We start from the raw sequence: 21907 nt of genomic DNA on the forward strand, positions 1-21907 counted from the left end.
TGTTAAGTTTAGACCTATGTTCTTAAAGGAATTCCGGCGCGGTCAAAGCCGCGACTGTTCTAGCCGGAACTCTTGCTGCATGCACCCTCAAAAAAACAAAACGGCTTATCCATGGCACTGCGCCTCAATACACATGATTCACTCTGGGTTTTCGATGCCCAGACATCTTAACAAATACGCCGTTTAACAAATAGAACGACTCTGGAACGAATCGGCGACGAATCGCTGACTCCGCACTCTTCGCCTTTTGTTCACGGCAACATATAGACGTTGGCGCCTATCCTGCCACTATATGCTGAATCGCAATCGTTAATGCATCGGACTTTTTAAGAATAGAACTGCGCGATTGTTAACCTTTGCATTCATCGACAAAATTCGCAGAGCGCAATTAAATCACTCGTTTCTAAATTATCATTTTTTTCCGGGCCTTAGTTTAATTCAGGCCGATTAAAAACGTCTTTTCATTAACCTTCAGTTCAAAGCCAGAACGAATCGGCGACGAATCGCTGATTGATCGATTTTCTGCCTTTGTTCTCACAATATGTAGTGGCTCTGTGATTGAAAGCGCCATAGGGCAGCGCATATTTGCTGCCCTATTGTCGTTTCAAGCCATATTGGCGTTAACCTTTAAGCTGTTTATGGCCGTTCCACACACATGGCGACGCCCATGCCACCACCGATGCAAAGCGTAGCAAGACCACGCTTCACACCACGGCGTTTCATCTCATAAAGAAGCGTTGTCAGCACGCGCGCGCCTGATGCGCCAATCGGATGACCAATGGCAATCGCTCCGCCATTCACGTTGACGATCTCTGGATTAATCCCAAGATCGCGAACAACAGCACAGGATTGCGCGGCGAAAGCTTCGTTGGCTTCAACCAGATCAAGATCTGCAACTGTCCAGCCAGCCTTTTCGAGTGCTTTGCGCGTAGCAGGAATTGGTCCTGTTCCCATAATCGATGGGTCAACACCGGCTGTTGCCCAGGAAACAATCCGTGCAAGCGGCTCAAGACCACGCTTTTCAGCCTCATCGGCATCCATCAGGACCAGCGCGGCAGCACCATCATTAATACCGGATGCGTTACCAGCCGTCACAGTGCCTTCTTTATCAAAAGCAGGCTTGAGTTTTGAAAGCGCTTCGATGGTCGTTCCTGCGCGAATATATTCGTCCGCAGAAACAACCGTTTCACCCTTGCGGCTTTTGACAACAAACGGCACGATTTCATCATCGAAACGGCCTGCCTTCTGCGCTGCCTCTGCCTTGTTTTGCGAAGCAAGCGCAAAGCTGTCCTGATTATCCCGACTCAGATGCCATTGTTTTGCGATGTTTTCGGCGGTGATACCCATGTGATATCCATGAAACGCATCGGTCAGGCCGTCCTTAAGCATCGTATCGATCATCTTGAAGTCGCCCATTTTCACGCCACTGCGCAGATACGCGCAATGTGGCGCCATCGACATCGATTCCTGACCACCTGCGACAATGATTTTGGCATCACCTGCCAATATTTGCTGCATTCCGAGCGCCACGGCACGTAGGCCCGAACCACAAAGCTGATTGATCGAAAAGGCAGTCGTCTCAATTGGACAACCCGCGGCCATGGCGGACTGACGAGCCGGATTCTGCCCCTCGCCTGCCGTCAACACCTGCCCGAGAATAACTTCATCCACGTCCGCAGCATCAATACCGGCACGTTCAAGTGCGGCCTTAATTGCAGCGGCTCCAAGTTCATGTGCGGGTACATTGGCGAAAGCGCCATTAAACGCCCCCACAGCGGTACGCGCTGCACTGGCGATGACGATTGCTTTCTGGGTGTGTGATGCAGTCATTCTTTCTTTCCTCCTTGAAAATCACCGACAGAGAAAGACCAAAACGCATCGCTTTGCAAGTTTCGTAGAATAAGGCGATGCGAAGTATTTTTGCTCAAATCAATAATCTGTTTCGTCATGGAACGCGCAGTTAAGACCACACGCCTCGCGCAACACGCGTTAAGTTAGGATCACGGAAACCAAGGAGATCACTATGTCCGCACTGACACTAGAAAAAGCCAATGCCATCATCACAGCCGCTTTTGCAAAAGCCACGGAACTGAAGCTAAAGCCGTTGGCCGTATCAGTCTTTGATGCCGGTGGTCATCTGAAGGCTTTTCAGAAACAGGACGGTGCATCGATTCTACGTTTTGAAATCGCATCCGGCAAAGCCTTCGGCGCTCTCGCTGTCGGCGCTGGATCACGCTGGCTTAACAACCAGGCAAAAGACCGTCCGCATTTCCTTGAAGGTCTGTCCAATGTTTCCGGCGGTAGAATCGTACCAGTGCCGGGCGGCGTTCTCATCAAGGATTCCAACAACGAAATCATCGGTGCGGTTGGCATTTCCGGCGACACCTCAGACAATGATGAGCTAGCCGCTATTTCCGGAATTGAAGCCAGCAATTTTGTCGCTGACCCGGGCTAACTCGAAACTAGAAGCCGGGCATAGCTGCCCGGCCTCCTTCGCTATTTCATATAACGTTGTTGCTAGCAAAATGCACAACCGCACCCGGCTCAGCTTTTGATAAACAACCCACCTTACAAGGTGTATCTGACATTTCTTTTGTTATATCTTCATTATAAGTTGTATTATTTATAATATAAAACAGTGACAATGTAGAATTTACAGAGAAACCTGCATTCAGAATAGCAGCCTTTAAATAGCTATCCATTTCTCCACCCCAATATTTAATAAAATAACTATATTAAAAATTATTATTATTTAATAAAGCATTTCAATTGCGGCAGAATTTTGTTTTTTTACCATATGATAAAATTATATATTTGTTTTTGAAAAAATCTTATTTTCAAAAAAACAATAAAAGAAAACGCCGCTTCCGCAAACCGGAAACGGCGTTTTTGAAAACCATCTTTCAGCTGCAAAGCAGCTTAAGACTATTCCTTAGCTTCGAGGACCTGACGACCACGATACATACCGCTCTTAAGGTCGATATGATGTGGACGACGAAGTTCGCCCGAGTTCTTGTCCTCGACGTAAGTCGGGGCCTTGAGTGCGTCTGCCGAGCGGCGCATGCCGCGCTTCGACGGAGACGTTTTGCGTTTAGGTACTGCCATGGATTCAGCTCCACTGATCGATCAATAAACGTCCGGCACGGCCCCGAAGAGCCTGTCACATCGGACAAAATTCCGGAAAGTCACGTGCCTATACACGCTCTTGCGGCATTTGACCAGCGGAGTCTTATCTTTTTTCCAGCTATTGAACACAAGTCACATAAGGACCAGCGCGTGAAGCACGTCCGGCAACAATACGTGAAATGCGCTGCATGTTGCGTGTCGGTTTGGCAGGATTGCGAAGCGCTGGGTTGGGAAGCGTTACAGCGAGCAAGGCCGACTGCTGCGCATTCAGCCGCGATGCGGGGCGTTTAAAATAATGTTGAGCCGCCGCCTCAATGCCATAGATGCCCGGACCCCACTCAGCAATATTGAGATAAATCTCCATAATGCGTCGCTTTGACAACACTGCGTCGGCGACCAGCGCCAATGGAAACTCCAGCCCCTTGCGCAGATAGGAACGGCCATTCCAGAGGAAAAGGTTCTTCACCGTCTGCATAGTGATCGTAGAAGCACCCCGACTGGGCGCGCCATCACTGTCAAGCACGAGACTAAGTTGATGCCAGTCTACGCCGCCATGGCTGCAAAATTGCCCATCCTCAGCCATCATCACGGAATTCACCAGAACTGGCGCAACATCGTCAATACTAACCCATTGCCGGTCCACATCGCGCAAAAGAACATAGTCCTTCACCATCAATGTCGAAATCGGGCGCACAAAGGGTATTGAATAAACGAGGATCAAAAAAAGCGGTAAGAGGGCAAGACCGATCAAAATCTTGAGCATAAGGGCAATCCTGCCACCCCAAACGGGATCAGCCAAGTAATTGCGACCATCTTTGCTCCTGAGAATGATTTTTGCCACATCCACCGCCCGTTATTCCTTATTAAGCGACATAAACTATTCCTTAACAATAATGAACCTGATTCCATAAAGCTTCTGACAAGAAACAACCTGTTTGATGACCGCTGGATGAAAAAGCCTGTGCTGATCGTTGTGCCCAGTTGACCAAATCTGCACTTTGGTCCATCCCCTAACATATGGAAAACGTATCTGTAGATTTTGCTCAATCCCTGCATCTGCGCGCTCTCGAAGTCGAGACAATGCTGGTCGGGCTTCTGGATCTTCGGTTGCGCACCGGCGAAGTGGCGCGCCCCGAGCGATTGTTAGCCGCTATGCGCCATGGTGTACTGAATGGTGGCAAACGCCTGCGCCCCTTTCTCGTTGTTGAGAGTGCCGCCATGTTTGGCAAGCACGGCGATTCTGTACTGCGCGTAGCAGCGGCACTCGAATGCATTCACTGCTATTCGCTGGTGCATGATGATCTGCCTGCAATGGACAATGACGACATGCGGCGCGGGCAACCAACCGTGCATAAGGCTTTTGATGAAGCCGCAGCGATCCTCGCAGGTGACAGTCTGCTAACCTATGCCTTTGATATTGTTGCGTCTGACGAAACTGATCTTCCAGCCAAAATCCGCATCGAACTAGTCTCGGCGCTGGCGCGTGCATCAGGCATCGGTGGCATGGCTGGCGGTCAGGCGCTTGATCTGATGGCAGAAAGCAACAAACCGGATGAAGCGGGTATCATCACGCTGCAAGCCATGAAGACCGGTGCGTTGATCCGCTTTGCCTGTGCAGCCGGAGCAATCATTGCAGGTGCATCGCGCGAAGACCGCGAGCGCATGGCGGAGTTTGGCTCAGCTATCGGCCTTGCTTTTCAGCTTGCCGATGACCTTCTGGACGTGACTGCGGATGCCGCCGTCATGGGCAAAGCAACTGGCAAAGATGCAGCGGCAGGCAAAGCTACGCTCGTGTCGCTTCATGGCATCGAATGGACCCGCAAACAGCTTTCCGGTCTGGTTGCTCAGGCTGAAAGCCTTCTTGAGCCATTTGGTGAAAATGCAACGATTCTCAAGCAAGCCGCCCGCTTCATCGCAGAACGGCAAAGCTAGCTAAGAAGCCACTTTCTGATCAAGCCCGAAGCGGTTCTCGATATATTCGGCAACCATTTTCTGGAAATCAGCGGCAATCTCCGGTCCGCGCAGCGTCGTCACCTTCTTGCCATCGACAAAGACGGGGGCGGACGGCGTTTCGCCTGTACCCGGAAGCGAAATGCCAATATCGGCATGTTTCGATTCGCCCGGACCATTGACGATGCATCCCATGACCGCCACCGAAAGCGCTTCCACGCCGGGATATTTTTCACGCCAGATCGGCATAGAACGGCGAATATCGTCCTGAATATTCTGCGCCAACTCCTGAAACACCGTGGACGTCGTGCGTCCGCAACCTGGACACGCGGCAACAATCGGAATGAACTGGCGGAAGCCCATGGTCTGCAACAATTCCTGCGACACCTGAACTTCGCGCGTGCGATCACCACCTGGCTCTGGTGTGAGTGAAATGCGAATTGTATCGCCAATGCCCTGCTGTAGCAAAATACCCATCGCAGCGGATGACGCGACAACGCCCTTGGTGCCCATTCCGGCCTCGGTGAGACCAAGATGCAGAGCATGATCGCAACGATTGGCAAGCATGGTGTACACAGCAATCAGATCCTGCACCTGACTGACCTTGGCCGACAAGATGATCTTATCTCGGCTCAGGCCAATCTCTTCGGCAAGGTTCGCCGAAATCAGCGCCGACTGCACAATCGCTTCACGCATGACTTCCTGTGCGCTCAAAGGCGCACCTTCCGCCTGATTGCGATCCATCAGCGTTGTCAGCAACTCCTGATCAAGCGATCCCCAGTTCACGCCAATGCGCACCGGCTTGTCATACCGGATCGCCATTTCGACGATGTCTGCGAACTGCTTGTCTTTTTTGTCCTTGAAACCGACATTGCCCGGATTGATGCGATATTTCGCAAGCGCTTCGGCACAAGCCGGATGATCGGCCAAAAGCTTGTGACCGATATAATGAAAATCGCCGACCAGCGGCACATTCATGCCGAGGCGTTCAAGACGCTCACGGATCTTCGGCACAGCCGCAGCCGATTCGTCCCGATCCACTGTAATACGCACGATCTCGGAACCGGCACGATGCAAGGCTGCAACCTGTGCAACAGTTCCATCAACATCAGCCGTATCGGTATTGGTCATCGACTGGACAACAACAGGTTCGCTGCCGCCAACGATAACTCCGCCAACGCTCACGCCAACGGATCGGCGACGGGGAAAAGGATGCGAAAAATAGCTGACGGTCTCGGAAGACATTGTGCTCTGTTCTTTTGTCCTGCTGCAATTGCCGAAGCAAATATATTTCGCGTATCGGAAACCGCTCTTCGTACGGGCCTGTTTTCAGGTGGCGTAGCAAGGCGCAATTGTCAACGCCTGCCTGCATCGTTTTCTTGTTATATAATCACTTGCCGACGGCTTGTCGCCTCCTCATTATGCAATGATTCCAGAGGAGGAGATGAAACATGGCAAATGCTAAGGCCCGCAAAACCGCTATTGTCACGGGTTCCAATTCCGGCATTGGTCTTGGCATCGCCCATGCGTTGGCCGGTTCCGGGCACAATGTTGTGATCAACTCCTTCACAGACCGTAGCGAAGACCACGATCTGGCACAAGCAATCGCCAAGGAACATGGCGTAAGCGTGATCTATATTTCCGCTGATATGTCAAAGCCGGACGACTGCCGTGCATTGATTGCAGAAAGCGTAGATGCTTTTGGCAGCGCAGACATTATCGTCAATAATGCGGGCATCCAACACGTCGCGCCCGTCGAAGAATTTCCGACCGATCAATGGGACCGGATTATCGCGATCAACCTGACATCGGCTTTTCACACCTCAGCCGCAGCGATCCCCCATATGAAAAAAGCTGGCTGGGGCCGTATCATCAATATCGCGTCAGCGCATGGGCTGGTCGCGTCACCGTTCAAGTCGGCTTATGTCGCAGCAAAGCACGGCATTGTTGGCTTCACAAAAACGCTGGCACTTGAACTTGCCACCGCAAAGATTACAGCCAATGCCATCTGCCCCGGCTATGTACTCACCCCGCTTGTCGAAGCTCAGATACCCGATCAGATGAAAGCCCATAACATGGATCGCGAAACGGTGATCCGCGAGGTCATGCTGGATAAGCAGCCAACAAAGGAATTTGTAACGACTGCCCAGATTGGCGCACTTGCGGCCTTCCTTTCAACGGATGCTGCAGCGCAGATCAACGGTGCCGCCCTCCCGGTCGAGGGCGGCTGGACCGCTGAATAAACATCGAGCAATAATCGCTCGATGTATTTTTTCCACGCATTATCCTACGCAAAACCGCTACGCACTTTTGGCTCAAATGCTTAATGCGAACTGTCCGCGTATTTTGCCAGCCCTGAGAAGGCGAGTACCACCAGCAACAGGAGAGGCAGCGACAGGAACACCACGCTGAAACCGCTATGCTTGGCAACGAAGCCAATCAGCGAAGGCGCGACCAGCATCCCCGAATAGCCCATGGTGGTGGCAATCGATAGACCAACACTTGGGTTGATGCCCGGCAGATTGCCACCGATGGAGAAGGCAATCGGCACCATATTCGAGATACCAATACCGCAAATCGCAAAGCCAAAGATTACCGCATAAGGGTGGCTCGACAGGCCGACAATCACCATGCCGATAATGGCAATCGACGTGCAAAAACGCAGCGTGTTGGTTGCGCCGAAACGGTCGCGGACAATATCACCTGCAAAGCGCATGATCGCCATAGTCATAGAGAAGGCAGCGAAGCCAAGCCCAGCAACTGTCACGGATGCGCCCAGTTCATCACGCAGATAATAGGCGCCCCAATCGAGAATTGCACCTTCGGGGATCATCGAGAACAGAGCGATAATGCCCACCAGCCATGGGAGTGCATTGCGTGGCAAAGTCAGCTTCTGCTTTTCACCACTTGGATGATAATGCTTATCGGCAATGATTGAAGGCCAAGCAAAAGCAAGCACGCCTGCGGCTACAACCGTTGCAATCAGCGCATGAGCAGTTGAGCCAACATGCGCAATCAAAAAGCCACCCGTTGCTGCCCCAATCAGTCCGCCAAGGCTCCAGAAAGCATGGCAGGACGACATGATTGCGCGACGCATATGCTTTTCGACGCCAACCGCATTCGCGTTCATTGCAACGTCCATCGCGCCGATCATGCCACCAAAATAGAACATGACAATCACGGCTGTGACGATATTGGGCACCAGCGCAATAATCAGCAAAGCCGGGACAAGGCCGATTGCAAACAGCTTCACAACCGCGCCAGATCCACGATGTGCGGACAGCGCGCCTGCCACCGGCATCATCGAAAGCGAGCCAATACCAAACACAAGGATCATCAGACCCATGCCACTGGTATCAAGCCCAAGACGACCTGCAAATTCGGGAATTTTTGGTGCCCAGCCACCAAAAATATATCCGTTCATCAGAAAGAGCAGAGCCACCGCAATGCGCTCTCTGGTTACGATTGGCGCCCGATCACTCAACGCATCATTTCGTCCGGCAGTCTGTTCCATGGCTTCCTCAGTCACGCCCTTCTGCGGCATGTATAATCGTCATGCCTGATGCCCGATAAGGCGCAAGGACATCTTCTTTTGTATCATGTTCAACAGCCATAACAGCAACAGCCTCAATGGGTATGACATCGTGCGCAGCAACCGTCCCGAGCTTGTCACTGGTGATTGCCAGCACAACCTTACGACTTCGCCCAGCGATAACCCGTTTGAATTCCGCATCTTCCAGATGAAGCGCTGTAATGCCTGTTTCGGCAGAAAAGCCGCATACTCCGAGCATACAAAGGTCAGGTCGCACCAGCTCCGCATCACGCAAAGCGCGTGCACCAACCGCTGCACTGACGCGGCGATCAATGGGACCACCGATCATCACAACATCGATCTTGTCCGACTGCAAAACAATTGCTGCAATCGATGGCGTATTGGTGACAATGGTGATCACATCACCCCGATCCACGAGCAGACGTGCAAGCGCCAGATTGGTTGAGGAGGAATCGAGAAACACCGTCATGTTTGGCTCGATCAGACCAGCCAGCGCGGCGGCAAGGGTCGTCTTGGCCTCCGGTCTTTCCGTGTCACGTTCAGAAAGCGGCGCGTAGGAAGGCGCGGCCTTCAAGGCACCTCCATAAACACGCTTGCAGAGGCCCGCAGCCGCCATCTCGCGAAGGTCACGTCGGATTGTATCTTCCGAAACACCAAAGGATTCAGCGAGTTCGCTCGCCAAGACGCGGCCAGACTGCTCAAGCAGTTGCTGAATACGCGCTTGTCTTTCGTCCAGTAATAGCTCTGTCATCGCTCATTCCTGTTACCATGCATAAACATGCATGAATCGGCGAAAACGTGCATAGCAGATTTTTATGACCACGCAAGCAAAAGAAAACGCCGCGCTCTTTTTCAGGGCGCGGCGTTTTCAAGATTTCTAAAAAAAGAAATTATTCTCCAAAGACGATCAAAAGATCCTTCGCGTCAATCTGTTCGCCGGGGCGCACGAGCACTTCGGCAATCGAACCATCGCGTTCAGCACGCAGGGCCGTTTCCATCTTCATCGCTTCGATGGACAGCAACACATCGCCAGCTTTCACGTTCTGGCCCTGAGAAACAGCGACAGTGGACACAACACCCGGCATTGGCGCGCCGACTTGGCGGTCATTGCCGAGTTCCGCTTTGCGCTTTATGCCACCCGACGCACCCTTGGCACGGTTTGGCACCTTCACACGACGCGGCTGACCATTGAGTTCGAAGAACACAGTGACCATGCCCTTTTCATCCGTTTCAGACATTGCCTGATTGACGATCACAAGTGTCTTGCCGCGCTCAAGATCAACGAACACTTCTTCTTCCGGCTTCAAGCCATAGAAATAAACTGGCGTTGGAAGAACACTGGTCGGACCATAATTTTCCTGTGCTGCCGCATAGTCGGTAAAGACCTTTGGATACATCAGATAAGAAGCGAACTCTTGATCCGTGATCTCGCGACCAAGTGTTTCCTCAATCGACTTGCGTTCAGCATCAAGGTCAGCCGCTGGAAGCAGCGAACCGGGACGAACCGTGAAAGGCTTTTCGTCTTTCAGCACCTTCTTCTGCAACGATGCGGGCCAGCCCGATGGTGGCTGACCGAGATCGCCGCGCATCATTGAAACAACTGAATCCGGGAAGGCGATATCCTTGTCCGGGTTTTCGACATCGGCAACGGTCAGGTCCTGAGAGACCATCATCAGCGCCATGTCGCCCACCACCTTGGAAGACGGCGTGACTTTGACAATGTCGCCAAACATACGGTTCACATCGGCATAGGCCTGCGCCACTTCATGCCAACGGGTTTCAAGACCCAGCGAACGCGCCTGTTCTTTGAGGTTTGTGAACTGCCCGCCCGGCATTTCATGCAAGTACACTTCCGAAGCCGGTCCCTTGAGATCGCTTTCAAAGGCCGCGTACTGATTGCGCACCGCTTCCCAATAGAAGGAAATGCGGCGGATAGTTTCCGTATCAAGGCCCGGATCACGATCTGATCCATGAAGCGCTTCGACAATCGACCCAAGGCATGGCTGCGATGTATTGCCGGAGAAGGCATCCATTGCCGCATCAACTGCATCGACACCGGCATCCACGGCTGCAAGCACAGTCGCCGCCGAAATGCCCGACGTATCATGGGTGTGGAAATGGATAGGCAGATCGGTTTCCTCACGCAGCGTCTTAAACAGCACACGTGCCGCCGCAGGCTTCAACAAGCCCGCCATGTCTTTGACGGCGATTATATGCGCACCAGCCTTTTCAACCTGCTTGGCCAAATCGACATAATATTTAAGGTCGTATTTAGCGCGTTCTGGATTGAGGATATCGCCTGTGTAGCAGATCGCCGCTTCACAAAGCTTGTTCTCTTCCAGTACCGCATCCATCGATACGCGCATGTTCTCAACCCAGTTGAGACTGTCGAACACGCGGAACAAATCCATGCCGCCACGCGCTGCTTCACGCACGAAATACTTTACCACATTGTCCGGGTAGGACTTGTAGCCAACGCCATTCGCGCCGCGCAGGAGCATTTGCAGCAGGATGTTTGGCGCGCCTTCGCGCACCATTGCCAGGCGCTCCCACGGATCTTCCGTCAAAAAGCGCATCGACACGTCAAAGGTCGCACCGCCCCAACATTCAAGCGAGAAGAGGTTCGGCAGTGCCTGCGCATAGGCATTGGCCACGCGCGCAATATCATAGGTACGCACACGCGTTGCCAGCAGTGACTGATGACCATCACGCATGGTCGTATCGGTCAACAGAACACGCTTTTCATTGCGCATCCATTCAGCAAACTTCTGCGGTCCGAGCTTGTCGAGCAACTGCTTGGTGCCGTCGACGACCGGACGATCACCAAACCACGGCACAATCGGCTTCGCCGCATCCTGAGTTGGTAACGCACGACCTTTGGTTTCCGGATGACCGTTGACCGTCACATCAGCAACGTAAGTCAGGAGCTTGGTCGCACGATCCTGACGCTTCATATGGGTGAAAAGCTCAGGCGTCGTATCGATAAAGCGCGTCGTATAATCATTCGACTGGAATTTCGGATGATTGATGATTGCTTCAACGAAGGTGAGGTTTGTCGCCACACCACGAATACGGAATTCACGCAATGCGCGGTCCATACGACGGATGGCTTCAATCGGCGTAGAGCCCGACGCTGTGACCTTCACCAGCAGCGGATCGTAATAGCGCGTGATGACCGCGCCAGAATAGGCTGTGCCGCCATCGAGACGAATGCCAAAGCCCGATGCCGAGCGATAGGCTTGAATGCGGCCATAGTCTGGAACGAAATTCTGCTCAGGATCTTCGGTGGTAATGCGGCACTGCAGCGCATGACCGTTGAGGCGAATATCCTTCTGCTCCGGCACGCCCGATTCTGGCGTACCAATCGCATAGCCTTCCAGAATATGAATCTGGGCTTTAACGATATCGATGCCTGTTACTTCTTCCGTGACGGTGTGCTCAACCTGAATGCGCGGGTTCACTTCGATGAAGTAAAATGCGCCAGTGTCGGCATCCATCAGGAATTCAACGGTGCCTGCACCGATATAATCGGTGGCATGAGCGATCTTCAGACCATAGCTGGCCAGTTCCTGACGCTGTTCGTCATTGAGGTAAGGCGCAGGCGCACGCTCAACCACTTTCTGATTGCGACGCTGGATCGAGCAGTCGCGCTCATAAAGATGAACGGCATTGCCATGCGTATCGCCGAGAATCTGCACTTCGACGTGTCGCGCACGCTCGACAAGCTTTTCGAGATAGACTTCATCCTTGCCGAAAGCAGCCTTGGCTTCGCGCTTTGCTTCCGTTACTTCGCGATCAAGATCTTCTTCAGCACGAATGGCACGCATACCGCGACCGCCACCACCCCATGATGCTTTCAGCATCAACGGATAGCCGATCTTGGCGGCAAGCTTCTTTACTTCCGCTATGTCATCTGGCAGCGGATCGGTTGCGGGCACCACAGGAACGCCAATCTCAATGGCGAGATTGCGCGCGGCAACCTTGTTACCCAGACGGCGCATGGTTTCCGGCTTAGGGCCGATGAAAATAATGCCGTTCTGCGCACAAGCTTCGGCAAATTCAGGACTTTCCGACAAAAGGCCATAGCCCGGATGGATAGCATCAGCGCCCGATAGCTTAGCCACGCGGATCACTTCATCAATCGACAGATAGCTTTCAATCGGTCCAAGATCACGCGCCAGATGCGGTCCACGACCGACCTGATAGCTTTCGTCTGCTTTAAAGCGATGCAGTGAGAGTTTGTCTTCCTCTGCCCATATTGCCACCGTTTTTATGCCAAGCTCGTTGGCTGCACGGAACACGCGGATAGCAATTTCTGAACGATTGGCGACCAGAATTTTTCTAATGGGCAAGGCAGGACTCCCAAGACTGCAATGATAGATACGACTTTGATTAGCGTGCAATCTAAGCAAGCGCAAACAAACTGTGCAATCAGGAGAGAAAAACAATATGCCCGACCAAAAGCCGGGCACACTGCTAAAATAAGAAGCAAAACTTGCTAATATATGAGGCAGATTGCACTGATTTACTCAGGAATTAGTGCATTCAGCTGACTGAACAACGTTCAGAAATCAAATTGACTGACTGAGTCTGACTTACTTCTTCTGGAAGTAGTTGTATTTGCCATCATCACCCTTGCGCCATTCAAACATCACGTAAGGCGAAAGGCTAGGATCGCCCTTTGCGTCATAGGACAGATCACCGAGAACTGTCTTGAATGGACCCTTGCCCTTGAGAGCAGCAGCAACTTCCTGCGGATCATTGTTTCCAGCGGCATTGGCTGCATCGACCAGCGACTGAACACCCGCATAAGCATAGAAGGTGTAGGCTTCTGGCTCAAATCCCTTGTCGCGGAATGCCTTGATCAAGTCAGCATTGGCTGCATCATCACGCGGGTCTGGGCCAAAAGTATTGAGCACACCGGCAACCGCATCACCTGCAATCGAGGCCAGTTCGTTGGAAACAATGCCGTCACCCGAAATGAACTGCGCCTTCAAACCCTGATCGGCCATCTGCCGGATGATGAGTGCTGCTTCCGGGTGCATACCACCCCAATAAACAGCGGTAATTCCGGCTGCCTTCATCTTGGAAATCAGCGCCGAGAAATCCTTGTCGCCCTGATTGACGCCTTCATAAAGCGTTTCTTCCTTGCCATTGGCATTGAGCGACTTTTTGGTTTCATCGGCAAGGCCCTGACCATAAGGGGTCTTGTCGTGCAGGATGGCAACTTTGCCGTCCTTGTAGTTGTCGGCAATGTACTTACCTGCAACGATGCCCTGCTGATCGTCACGACGGCATGTGCGGAAAGTGTTCCACAAATCACGCTCGGTAAAGGTTGGGTTCGTCGTACCAGGCGCAATCATCAACACGCCGTTTTCTGCATAAATATCCGATGTTGGAATACTTACGCCAGAATTGAAATGACCGATAACAAACTGAACGCCATCGCCGACAAACTTGTTTGCAACGGAAATACCCTGACGCGGATCGGCGGCATCATCACCATACACAATAGTGATCTGTTCGCCGTTCATGCCGCCCTTGGCATTGGCTTCCGCAACTGCAGCCTCAACACCACGCTTGATCTGTTCGCCATAGGCAGCCTGACCGCCTGTAAGCGGTGCACCAACGCCCAAAAGTACATCAGCGAAAGAGGCTCCCCCCATTGCCACCAACGCGGAAAGACACACACCGCAGAATAAGGATTTTTTCATTTCAACTACTCCTTAGCTAATTCACCCCTCCTCAGGGCAAACAAATATACGCCGCGATAATCGCCATCAGAATTCGACAAAGCAGATAGATTATCTTCTTTTTGAGAAGTCCACACCAATTTAAACTAAAAATCATGTTTTTTACGCATGATGTCATTCATTTAAATAATTCTAAAATAAAAATGCCCGACACAAAGCCGGGCATTCTATCAATTTACGAAATAATGCTACGAAAAACTTACTGCTGAATGTAAGTATATTTCCCGTCAGCACCCTTTTCCCACTTATACATTACGTAACCTGGGAGTTTTGGATCACCCTTCTCGTCATAGGACAGATCGCCAAGCACGGTTGGGAACGGACCCTTTTCCTTCAACGCTTTCGCAATTTCCTGTGGGTCGTTGCTGCCAGCAGCTTTTGCAGCACCTGCCAGCGACTGAACAGCGGCATAAGAGTAGAGCGTGTAAGCTTCAGGCTCAAAGCCCGCGTCGCGGAACTTCTTGACGAGCTCAGCATTGGCTGGATTGTTACGTGGATCTGGACCAAACGTATTGAGTGTTCCAGCAACCGCGTCGCCAGCAATCGAAGCCAGTTCGTTGGAAACGATACCATCGCCCGAAATGAACTGAACCTTCAGACCCTGATCAGCGAGCTGACGGATGATGAGACCGGCTTCAGCGTGAAGACCACCCCAATACAGAACATTCACACCCTGCTGCTTGAGCTTAGCGATCAGTGCCGAGAAATCTTTTTCGCCAACATTCACGCCTTCATAAACAGTTTCCGTCACGCCAAGTTCATTCAGCTTCTTCTTGGTTTCATCGGCAAGGCCCTGACCATACGGGGTCTTGTCGTGGATGACAGCAATCTTGCCATCCTTGAAATTGTCAAAGATGTACTGCCCGGCAACTATGCCCTGCTGGTCATCACGGCCGCAGGTACGGAACGTGTTCCACAGGTCACGCTCGGTATAAACCGGGTTGGTTGCAGCTGGCGAAATTTCCAGAATGCCATTTTCGGCATAAACTTCAGAAGCCGGGATCGAAACGCCGGAGTTGAAGTGACCGATCACATATTTCACGCCATCAGCAGCAAACTTGTTTGCAACGGAAATACCCTGCTTCGGATCAGATACGTCGTCGCCGAGCGTGATCGTTATTTTTTCACCATTGATACCACCGGCATCATTGATTTCCTTGATAGCGGCTTCAGCACCCTTCTGAATCTGCGCACCGTAAACAGCGTTTGGACCGGTCAATGGTGCACCGATGCCCAAAAGTACGTCTGCCCAAGCCGAGCCACTGAAAGCCATCACTGCTGCAAGAGCAACGCCGGAAAAAAGCGATTTCTTCATTTACTTGAACTCCCGATTATAGTTACCCCGAACGATGTTTTGCATCGCTTATTTTCTTGCTGATTCCCCAGCAATATCGACGCTGAATTCTATTTGTTCAACGTGATCTCGTAGAAAAACTCCGCCGCCAGAGCATTTTAGTTTTTATTTTCAGAACGACTGCTTTAAAGCCATGCTTTGCATGTCTCTCACGGCGAAATTTTAAATTACTTTGCCTTCCAGCTCAAAGGCGAAGCCTTTTCATAGAGCCAGTTATACTGACGCACCATCTGCTTGGTACGGGTAAAGCGAAACCCTATCGTTCCAACGATCACCAGAACGACGAGATCGACCAGGTAGTAGTGCCACGACAGCAGCGTACCACCAAACAAAGCATAATGAATGAAACGCACCGCCGCACCCAATGGGATAAGATACAGCAAAAGCTGCGGATAAGTCCGCCATGTCTGAGCACAGGCACGTCCTGTCATCCACGCGGCCCAACCGCCCAGAAGGCAAGTGATGAGAAAAAACAGCCAGAATGACGGTTCTTCGTAGAGAATTCCCTGCATGTTTTTCCTCCTTAATGCCTTCCGCCTTCGAGATAGGCAGCACGCACTTCCGGGTCAGCCAACAGTTCGCGGCCTGCGCCGCTCATTGTGATTGATCCATTGACCATAACATAACCGCGATCAGCAAGCTTGAGCGCACCAAATGCGTTCTGCTCAACGAGGAACACGGTCAGCCCCTGTGTGCGGTTCAACTCCTTGATCGCCTCAAAAATCTGCTTCACGATCAGCGGTGCCAGACCAAGCGACGGTTCATCCAGAAGCAGCAGCTTCGGACGCGCCATCAGTGCACGAGCGATAGCCAGCATCTGCTGCTCGCCACCAGAAAGTGTACCGCCGCGCTGTGTGATACGCTCTTTCAGACGCGGAAACAGATCAAACATCAGCGCAACATCTTCTTCAAAATATTGCTGATTATCGAGGCTTGCGCCCATTTGAAGGTTTTCGAGAACCGTCATCCGCGGGAAAATGCGGCGACCTTCCGGCGACTGCGCAATGCGCAGCTTGGCGATCTCATGCGGAGGCATGGCGGTAATGTCCTTGCCACCGAAGAGAATGCGGCCTGAGCGCGCACGCGGCGAGCCAAAGATTGTCATCATCAGCGTGGACTTACCGGCACCGTTTGCACCAATGAGCGCAACGATTTCACCCTCATTCACGGTGAGATCAATGCCCTTCAGCGCACAGATATTGCCATAGTAAGTTTCGACCTTTTCAACGGCAAGAAGCGGTTGTTTTGTCTGCATGGTTTCAGCCGTCATCATTCGCTTCCCTTCTTAGGCTTGGCCGGAGCTTTGCTGCCTTTCGGCGCTCGGGCTGCCTTTGCGGGAGTGGTCTTATGGCTTGTTGGGACATCGCCTGCTTCAACACGCGCTGAAAACGCGGTTGCCTGACCAACGCTAAGCTGTGCTGCTTGTCCAACCCAGTCTTCGCGGGCAATACGACCGTCAAATTCCAGATAGGTTTCGGCCTGAACGATGTCGGCTTCAGTCCAGGCGGCAATCTGATCGAAATGATAGATGCCGTGTTCGTTCAGCTTCTTTTCGTTGACTTCACCGATGCCCTTGATGAGCGTCAGATTGTCGGGCGTGCCATCTCGCGCTGCAGCCAGACCGCCTGCGAAACGGACCGCTTCCTCTGCCTTTTCTTCCTCGATCGCCTCTTCAGCAAGCTGCGACGCGATAAAGTCAGCAGGGTCGCCAGTACCCGGCTTGTCAGCCTCATCGATCAGATCAGCGATCTCATCATCGTCGACGCCAAGATAGGCAGCGATAACGCGCGGATCATTCTTGACCTCTTCAGGCGAACCATCCGAAATCTTGGTGCCATATTCAAGCACGATGACGTGGTCGGAAATTTCCATAACCACCGACATATCGTGCTCAATGAGCAGGATCGAGGTGCCTGTTTCCTTACGAATGTCGAGCAGAAGCTTGTTCAGCTCTGCCGATTCGCGCGGATTTAGACCCGCTGCCGGTTCATCCAAGCAAAGGATTTCCGGCTCGGTGCACATGGCGCGTGCGATTTCCAGACGACGCTGATCACCATAAGGAAGATCACCGGCCGGATCATCTGCACGATCAATCAGATTGATCTTCTCAAGCCATTGACGTGCTTTCTCGATCGCGTCCTTCGCAGCCTTGCGATAGGTTGGAAAACCAAGCAGACCGAGGATCGTATAACCCGACGAGCGCATCAGCGTGTTGTGCTGCGCGACAAGCAGGTTTTCGAGAACAGTCAGACCTGAAAACAGGCGAATGTTCTGGAAGGTACGCGCAACACGCGCATCCTGCGTAATTTTGAAATCCGGCAAGCGTTCCAACAGGAACTTCTCGCCCGTATTCCGGTTCATCGTTAGCATGCCGCCGGTCGGCTTATAGAAGCCGGTGATGCAGTTAAATACCGTGGTCTTGCCTGCACCATTTGGGCCAATGATCGCCGTGATGTCACCGCGCTTCACATTAAAGCTTAGATCGTTGATCGCGACGAGACCGCCAAAGCGCATCGACAGATGCTCAACTGTAAGAATGGTGTCTTTCGAACCATTGCCAGCCATAATTTTTGTCTCCGCCATCAGCCGTGCCCTTCCTTAGTAAAGGCACCTGACACCATCTTCTTCTGATTGAGGAATGCGCTTGGTTCTCGGCTTCCGACAAATCCACGCGGCTTCCAGACCATGACAACCACCATAGCAAGACCGAAGATCAGCATGCGGTAGAGTTCAGGCGTGAAGTTTGGACCGAAGATAGCTTTCAGGAAGCTCATCTCGCGCAGAATTTCCGTGCCGCCAATCATCACGATTGCCGCAATGGCGATCCCAACAAGCGAACCCATACCACCGAGAACAACGATAGCCAGAATGACTGCCGATTCAAGGAACACGAAGGATTCAGGACTGACGAAACCCTGACGTGCAGCAAAGAACGAACCCGCAAAACCACCGAACATCGCACCCGTCGCAAAAGCGGTGAGCTTTGTCGTAGTGGTGTTGATACCGAGCGAACGGCAGGCGATTTCATCTTCACGCAGCGCTTCCCACGCACGACCAACCGGCAAGCGGCGCAGACGAATCGTTACAAGTGCGGTGATCAGCGCCAGAATGAGGATGATATAATAGAGGAAGAACTTGTAGTGTGCCGCCGAGAAGGTCAGGCCGTAATAGGCAGCAAAACCATCCTTACTTGCATTGAACTGAAGGCCGAAGAACGTTGCCTTGGCGATCCCCGAAATACCAAAAGTACCTTTGGTGAGTTCGGTCCAGTTTATCAGCACAAGCCTGATGATTTCACCAAAGGCCAATGTCACGATAGCAAGATAGTCACCGCGCAGACGCAGAACTGGAAAACCGAGGATCACGCCCCATGTTGCCGCCAAAAGACCTGCAATTGGCAACAGAACCCAGAACGACCAACCAAAATAAGCGGACAAGATCGCATAGGAATAAGCGCCAACGGCATAGAAGGCGACATAACCCAGATCGAGCAGACCTGCGAGGCCAACCACGATGTTAAGACCCCAAGCCAGCATCACGTAGATGAGGATCTGGACGCCGAAGTTATCGACCCATTTCAGCGAACCCTGCCAGCCAACGAGGGCAACAATCAGGATTGGATAGGCAAAAAGGAACGCAACACCGAAATGCGAGAAATGCCTGCGGAAGAACGATGGCGCTTCGACCGCACCTATAGGCCGACTTGCCTTTTCAAACTTACGCGCCTGAAGCCAGGGCTGCAGGAACGCGATGAAAGCAAAGCGGCCAATGGCGGCAATCGCAACCAGTATCGCGAGTGCACCCCAGCGCTGTGTCAGCACCAGTTCATTGCTGATATTCTGATCGGTTTTGAAACCGACGATGAGAATGAAAAGTCCCAAAGCCACAAGACCGGCAATGAACCCTTCACGAATGGCCCGGGCAAAAAGGGAATCCGGGCGTGGACCTGATTGTACGGCCATGATTACACCTTTTCGACTTCAGGACGACCAAGAATGCCGGACGGCATGAAGATCAGCACGATTGCCAGGATCGAGAACGCGGCAACATCCTTGTAGTCGATCGAGAAATAAGCTGACCACAAGGCCTCGATAAGACCGATGAGCAAGCCGCCAACAACGGCGCCCGGCAACGAGCCAATCCCACCAAGAACGGCAGCGGTGAAGGCCTTAACGCCGGGTATGAACCCATCAGCAAAGGAAATGACACCGTAGAAGGAGAGATAAAGCGTACCCGCAACAGCGGCCAGCATCGCACCCATCACGAAGGTCAGCGAGATAACGCGATCGACATTGATGCCAAGAAGCGCAGCCATCTTGCGATCCTGCTCACAGGCGCGCTGTGCACGGCCAAGCGAGGTACGGTTGACGATGTACCAGAAGATTGTCAGCAGCACTGCCGTCACAACAATAACCACAATCTGCTTGAGCGAGATCGTCACATCGGTTCCGAAAATGCTGTAAGAGCCATTTAGCAACTGTGGCACCGGCTTATTGCGTGGTCCCTGCGTGACCTGAACGAAGTTGGACAACGCAATCGACATACCGATAGCCGTAATCAACGGCGCCAGGCGAAACGATCCGCGCAATGGCCGATAAGCGGCCCGCTCAATCGTCCAGCTCCACAGCCCCGTGAGAAGCATTGCAACAACCATCATCAGCATCAGCATAAGCGCAATTGGCAGCGCGCCAATGAATGTTGTTATGATTAGAAAAACAATCAGCGCCATAAAGGCGCCGAGCATAAAGACATCGCCATGTGCAAAGTTGATCATGCCGATAATGCCGTAGACCATCGTGTAACCGATGGCGATCAGGCCATAAATCGATCCGAGCGCGAGCCCGTTGATCACCTGCTGGAAGAAATATTCCATCGAGAAGCCACCCATTTAACTCTGCCGGGATTTTATTGACGCATCATTATTTCGTGCGCCTTCATTTTTTTCCCGGATAATTACACCTAACGGCTGTATTAAGGATTGCAAGCCCCTTTTGTCTCAGACAAAAGGCTAATGTCTTACTTCCTCCACAAACTAGTTATGTCCCCTAGAAAGCACCTTGTATATATATTTTTCTCCTATTTAAGGCGCGTTGTTCCATATTTTTCCCGAGGCTTCACAGACAAAAAGTAGGGATGAGAACCCTATTTTTGCCAGCCGTACCGCTTTTACGCAACAGTGAACCCATGCGCGAACGGGTCACGGTCATCAATGAAGATTGTATTGTACCCGGTCATGCGTGCCCAACCGGCGATTGAAGGGATGATTCCCGTCCTGCCACCAATTTCAACGGCCCGTTCTACGCGGCCATGAAACAGCGATCCGATGATGGATTCATGCACAAAATCATCACCCGGCTTGAGCTTTCCTTTGGCCGCAAGCTGCGCCATGCGGGCCGAAGTGCCGGTTCCGCAAGGGGAACGGTCGATTGCCTTGTCACCATAGAATACCGCGTTACGTGCATGCGCTTCCAGGTGTCTCGGCTTGCCTGTCCAAAGAATATGCGTAAGGCGATTGATATCCGCCATTTCCGGATGCTGGAATTTATATTTCGCATTCAGGCGCTCACGCAGCACCGGGCTCCACGCAATAAGTTGCAACGCGGAATAATCTTGCATATCTGTGTAATTTTCTTGCGGCTCGACAATCGCATAGAAGTTTCCACCATAGGCAACATCGACCTTAAGCGTGCCTAAATCGGGGCATTCAACCTCCATCGCTTCCGCATAAAGGAAAGCTGGAACATTGGTCAGTCGCACCCGATCAACATATTGACCGTTCTGCTCATACTCGATTGCAACCAGACCGGCAGGCGTTTCGAGATTGATTTTGCCCGGAACTTTCGGCGTTATAAGCCCCTGCTCTATCGCCATGGTAACAGTGCCGATCGTGCCGTGACCGCACATCGGCAAACAGCCGGATGTTTCAATAAACAAAACGGCTACATCACAGTCATCGCGTGTCGGCGGATAAAGGATTGAGCCAGACATCATGTCATGGCCACGAGGCTCAAACATCAGGCCTGTACGAATCCAGTCATACTCGCGCAAGAAATGTGCGCGCTTTTCCATCATGTTGGCGCCAACGAGATTTGGGCCACCACCTGCAACCAGCCGCACTGGATTGCCGCATGTATGTCCGTCGACACAGAAAAAAGAATGTCTTGCCATGAT

Annotated in this window: 19 protein-coding genes; 3 read left to right on the forward strand and 16 right to left on the reverse strand. The window is 52.1% G+C overall.

Annotated features, from left to right (window positions below; translation table 11 throughout):
• Positions 1-636 precede the first annotated feature (636 nt).
• Entirely contained in the window at positions 637-1830 is a 1194-nt protein-coding gene (locus tag RI570_RS04645; RefSeq protein WP_313827216.1) for an acetyl-CoA C-acetyltransferase, read from the reverse strand.
• A 193-nt stretch (positions 1831-2023) separates the two neighbouring features.
• Here RI570_RS04645 and RI570_RS04650 point away from each other — a divergent pair, with 193 nt between their 5' ends.
• Positions 2024-2455 carry a heme-binding protein gene (locus tag RI570_RS04650; protein ID WP_313827217.1) on the forward strand — a complete coding sequence of 144 codons (432 nt, stop codon included), beginning with the start codon at positions 2024-2026 and terminating at the stop codon, positions 2453-2455.
• Between the two features lie 46 nt (positions 2456-2501).
• Here the strand turns inward: RI570_RS04650 and RI570_RS04655 are convergent, their stop codons facing one another.
• The 3 genes from RI570_RS04655 to mtgA all read right to left on the reverse strand — a co-directional run bounded on the left by RI570_RS04655 (position 2502) and on the right by mtgA (position 3967).
• A complete protein-coding gene (locus tag RI570_RS04655; protein ID WP_313827218.1) occupies positions 2502-2702 on the reverse strand; it encodes a hypothetical protein in 201 nt (66 codons plus the stop codon).
• 223 nt (positions 2703-2925) lie between these two features.
• Complete coding sequence (gene rpmF, locus RI570_RS04660; protein WP_006467787.1) at positions 2926-3105, reverse strand: 50S ribosomal protein L32; 180 nt, start codon at positions 3103-3105, stop codon at positions 2926-2928.
• Between the two features lie 139 nt (positions 3106-3244).
• A complete protein-coding gene (gene mtgA, locus RI570_RS04665; protein ID WP_313827220.1) occupies positions 3245-3967 on the reverse strand; it encodes a monofunctional biosynthetic peptidoglycan transglycosylase in 723 nt (240 codons plus the stop codon).
• 176 nt (positions 3968-4143) lie between these two features.
• On the opposite strand from mtgA, the gene RI570_RS04670 reads away from it, so the two are divergent.
• On the forward strand, positions 4144-5058 hold the full coding sequence (locus RI570_RS04670; RefSeq protein WP_313827221.1) for a farnesyl diphosphate synthase: 915 nt from the start codon (positions 4144-4146) through the stop codon (positions 5056-5058).
• Here the strand turns inward: RI570_RS04670 and ispG are convergent, their stop codons facing one another.
• Positions 5059-6321, reverse strand: coding sequence for a flavodoxin-dependent (E)-4-hydroxy-3-methylbut-2-enyl-diphosphate synthase (gene ispG / locus RI570_RS04675; protein ID WP_313827222.1), 1263 nt, complete (start codon positions 6319-6321; stop codon positions 5059-5061).
• A gap of 206 nt (positions 6322-6527) precedes the next feature.
• Between ispG and RI570_RS04680 the strand changes: the two genes are divergently transcribed.
• A complete protein-coding gene (locus tag RI570_RS04680) occupies positions 6528-7319 on the forward strand; it encodes a 3-hydroxybutyrate dehydrogenase (RefSeq protein ID WP_313827223.1) in 792 nt (263 codons plus the stop codon).
• Positions 7320-7399: 80 nt separating this feature from the next.
• On the opposite strand, the gene RI570_RS04685 is transcribed toward RI570_RS04680, so the two are convergent.
• The 11 genes from RI570_RS04685 to RI570_RS04735 all read right to left on the reverse strand — a co-directional run bounded on the left by RI570_RS04685 (position 7400) and on the right by RI570_RS04735 (position 21904).
• Positions 7400-8590 carry an MFS transporter gene (locus RI570_RS04685; RefSeq protein WP_313828551.1) on the reverse strand — a complete coding sequence of 397 codons (1191 nt, stop codon included), beginning with the start codon at positions 8588-8590 and terminating at the stop codon, positions 7400-7402.
• A 7-nt stretch (positions 8591-8597) separates the two neighbouring features.
• The gene (locus RI570_RS04690) at positions 8598-9380 is read right to left on the reverse strand and encodes a DeoR/GlpR family DNA-binding transcription regulator (RefSeq protein ID WP_313827225.1); all 783 of its coding nucleotides are present in this window, start codon (positions 9378-9380) and stop codon (positions 8598-8600) included.
• Positions 9381-9519: 139 nt separating this feature from the next.
• Complete coding sequence (gene pyc / locus RI570_RS04695) at positions 9520-12981, reverse strand: pyruvate carboxylase (RefSeq protein WP_313827227.1); 3462 nt, start codon at positions 12979-12981, stop codon at positions 9520-9522.
• Between the two features lie 243 nt (positions 12982-13224).
• A complete protein-coding gene (locus tag RI570_RS04700; protein ID WP_313827229.1) occupies positions 13225-14343 on the reverse strand; it encodes a branched-chain amino acid ABC transporter substrate-binding protein in 1119 nt (372 codons plus the stop codon).
• Positions 14344-14581: 238 nt separating this feature from the next.
• A complete protein-coding gene (locus tag RI570_RS04705) occupies positions 14582-15697 on the reverse strand; it encodes a branched-chain amino acid ABC transporter substrate-binding protein (RefSeq protein WP_313827230.1) in 1116 nt (371 codons plus the stop codon).
• Positions 15698-15903: 206 nt separating this feature from the next.
• Positions 15904-16248 (reverse strand): DUF6867 family protein, encoded by a 345-nt coding sequence (locus RI570_RS04710; RefSeq protein ID WP_313827232.1) that lies wholly within the window; start codon positions 16246-16248, stop codon positions 15904-15906.
• A gap of 11 nt (positions 16249-16259) precedes the next feature.
• Entirely contained in the window at positions 16260-17006 is a 747-nt protein-coding gene (locus RI570_RS04715) for an ABC transporter ATP-binding protein (protein WP_313828552.1), read from the reverse strand.
• Positions 17006-18301 (reverse strand): ATP-binding cassette domain-containing protein, encoded by a 1296-nt coding sequence (locus RI570_RS04720; RefSeq protein WP_313828554.1) that lies wholly within the window; start codon positions 18299-18301, stop codon positions 17006-17008. The genes RI570_RS04715 and RI570_RS04720 overlap by 1 nt, the downstream gene beginning before the upstream one ends.
• A gap of 17 nt (positions 18302-18318) precedes the next feature.
• Positions 18319-19698, reverse strand: coding sequence for a high-affinity branched-chain amino acid ABC transporter permease LivM (gene livM / locus RI570_RS04725; RefSeq protein WP_313827234.1), 1380 nt, complete (start codon positions 19696-19698; stop codon positions 18319-18321).
• A 2-nt stretch (positions 19699-19700) separates the two neighbouring features.
• On the reverse strand, positions 19701-20609 hold the full coding sequence (locus RI570_RS04730; RefSeq protein ID WP_187546558.1) for a branched-chain amino acid ABC transporter permease: 909 nt from the start codon (positions 20607-20609) through the stop codon (positions 19701-19703).
• 293 nt (positions 20610-20902) lie between these two features.
• Positions 20903-21904, reverse strand: coding sequence for a 4-hydroxyproline epimerase (locus RI570_RS04735; RefSeq protein WP_313827235.1), 1002 nt, complete (start codon positions 21902-21904; stop codon positions 20903-20905).
• Positions 21905-21907 lie beyond the last annotated feature (3 nt).

The sequence above is a fragment of the Brucella pseudogrignonensis genome, from assembly GCF_032190615.1.
In the GTDB taxonomy this organism is placed as follows: domain Bacteria; phylum Pseudomonadota; class Alphaproteobacteria; order Rhizobiales; family Rhizobiaceae; genus Brucella; species Brucella pseudogrignonensis_B.

Bases quoted from the DNA above. Each gene is read 5' to 3' on its own strand.
- RI570_RS04645 (WP_313827216.1), bottom strand. From the start codon at position 1,830: ATGACTGCATCACACACCCAGAAAGCAATCGTCATCGCCAGTGCAGCG.
- RI570_RS04650 (WP_313827217.1), top strand. From the start codon at position 2,024: ATGTCCGCACTGACACTAGAAAAAGCCAATGCCATCATCACAGCCGCT.
- RI570_RS04655 (WP_313827218.1), bottom strand. From the start codon at position 2,702: ATGGATAGCTATTTAAAGGCTGCTATTCTGAATGCAGGTTTCTCTGTA.
- rpmF (WP_006467787.1), bottom strand. From the start codon at position 3,105: ATGGCAGTACCTAAACGCAAAACGTCTCCGTCGAAGCGCGGCATGCGC.
- RI570_RS04670 (WP_313827221.1), top strand. From the start codon at position 4,144: ATGGAAAACGTATCTGTAGATTTTGCTCAATCCCTGCATCTGCGCGCT.
- ispG (WP_313827222.1), bottom strand. From the start codon at position 6,321: ATGTCTTCCGAGACCGTCAGCTATTTTTCGCATCCTTTTCCCCGTCGC.
- RI570_RS04680 (WP_313827223.1), top strand. From the start codon at position 6,528: ATGGCAAATGCTAAGGCCCGCAAAACCGCTATTGTCACGGGTTCCAAT.
- RI570_RS04685 (WP_313828551.1), bottom strand. From the start codon at position 8,590: ATGGAACAGACTGCCGGACGAAATGATGCGTTGAGTGATCGGGCGCCA.
- RI570_RS04690 (WP_313827225.1), bottom strand. From the start codon at position 9,380: ATGACAGAGCTATTACTGGACGAAAGACAAGCGCGTATTCAGCAACTG.
- RI570_RS04700 (WP_313827229.1), bottom strand. From the start codon at position 14,343: ATGAAAAAATCCTTATTCTGCGGTGTGTGTCTTTCCGCGTTGGTGGCA.
- RI570_RS04705 (WP_313827230.1), bottom strand. From the start codon at position 15,697: ATGAAGAAATCGCTTTTTTCCGGCGTTGCTCTTGCAGCAGTGATGGCT.
- RI570_RS04710 (WP_313827232.1), bottom strand. From the start codon at position 16,248: ATGCAGGGAATTCTCTACGAAGAACCGTCATTCTGGCTGTTTTTTCTC.
- RI570_RS04715 (WP_313828552.1), bottom strand. From the start codon at position 17,006: ATGACGGCTGAAACCATGCAGACAAAACAACCGCTTCTTGCCGTTGAA.
- RI570_RS04720 (WP_313828554.1), bottom strand. From the start codon at position 18,301: ATGGCTGGCAATGGTTCGAAAGACACCATTCTTACAGTTGAGCATCTG.
- livM (WP_313827234.1), bottom strand. From the start codon at position 19,698: ATGGCCGTACAATCAGGTCCACGCCCGGATTCCCTTTTTGCCCGGGCC.
- RI570_RS04730 (WP_187546558.1), bottom strand. From the start codon at position 20,609: ATGGAATATTTCTTCCAGCAGGTGATCAACGGGCTCGCGCTCGGATCG.
- RI570_RS04735 (WP_313827235.1), bottom strand. From the start codon at position 21,904: ATGGCAAGACATTCTTTTTTCTGTGTCGACGGACATACATGCGGCAAT.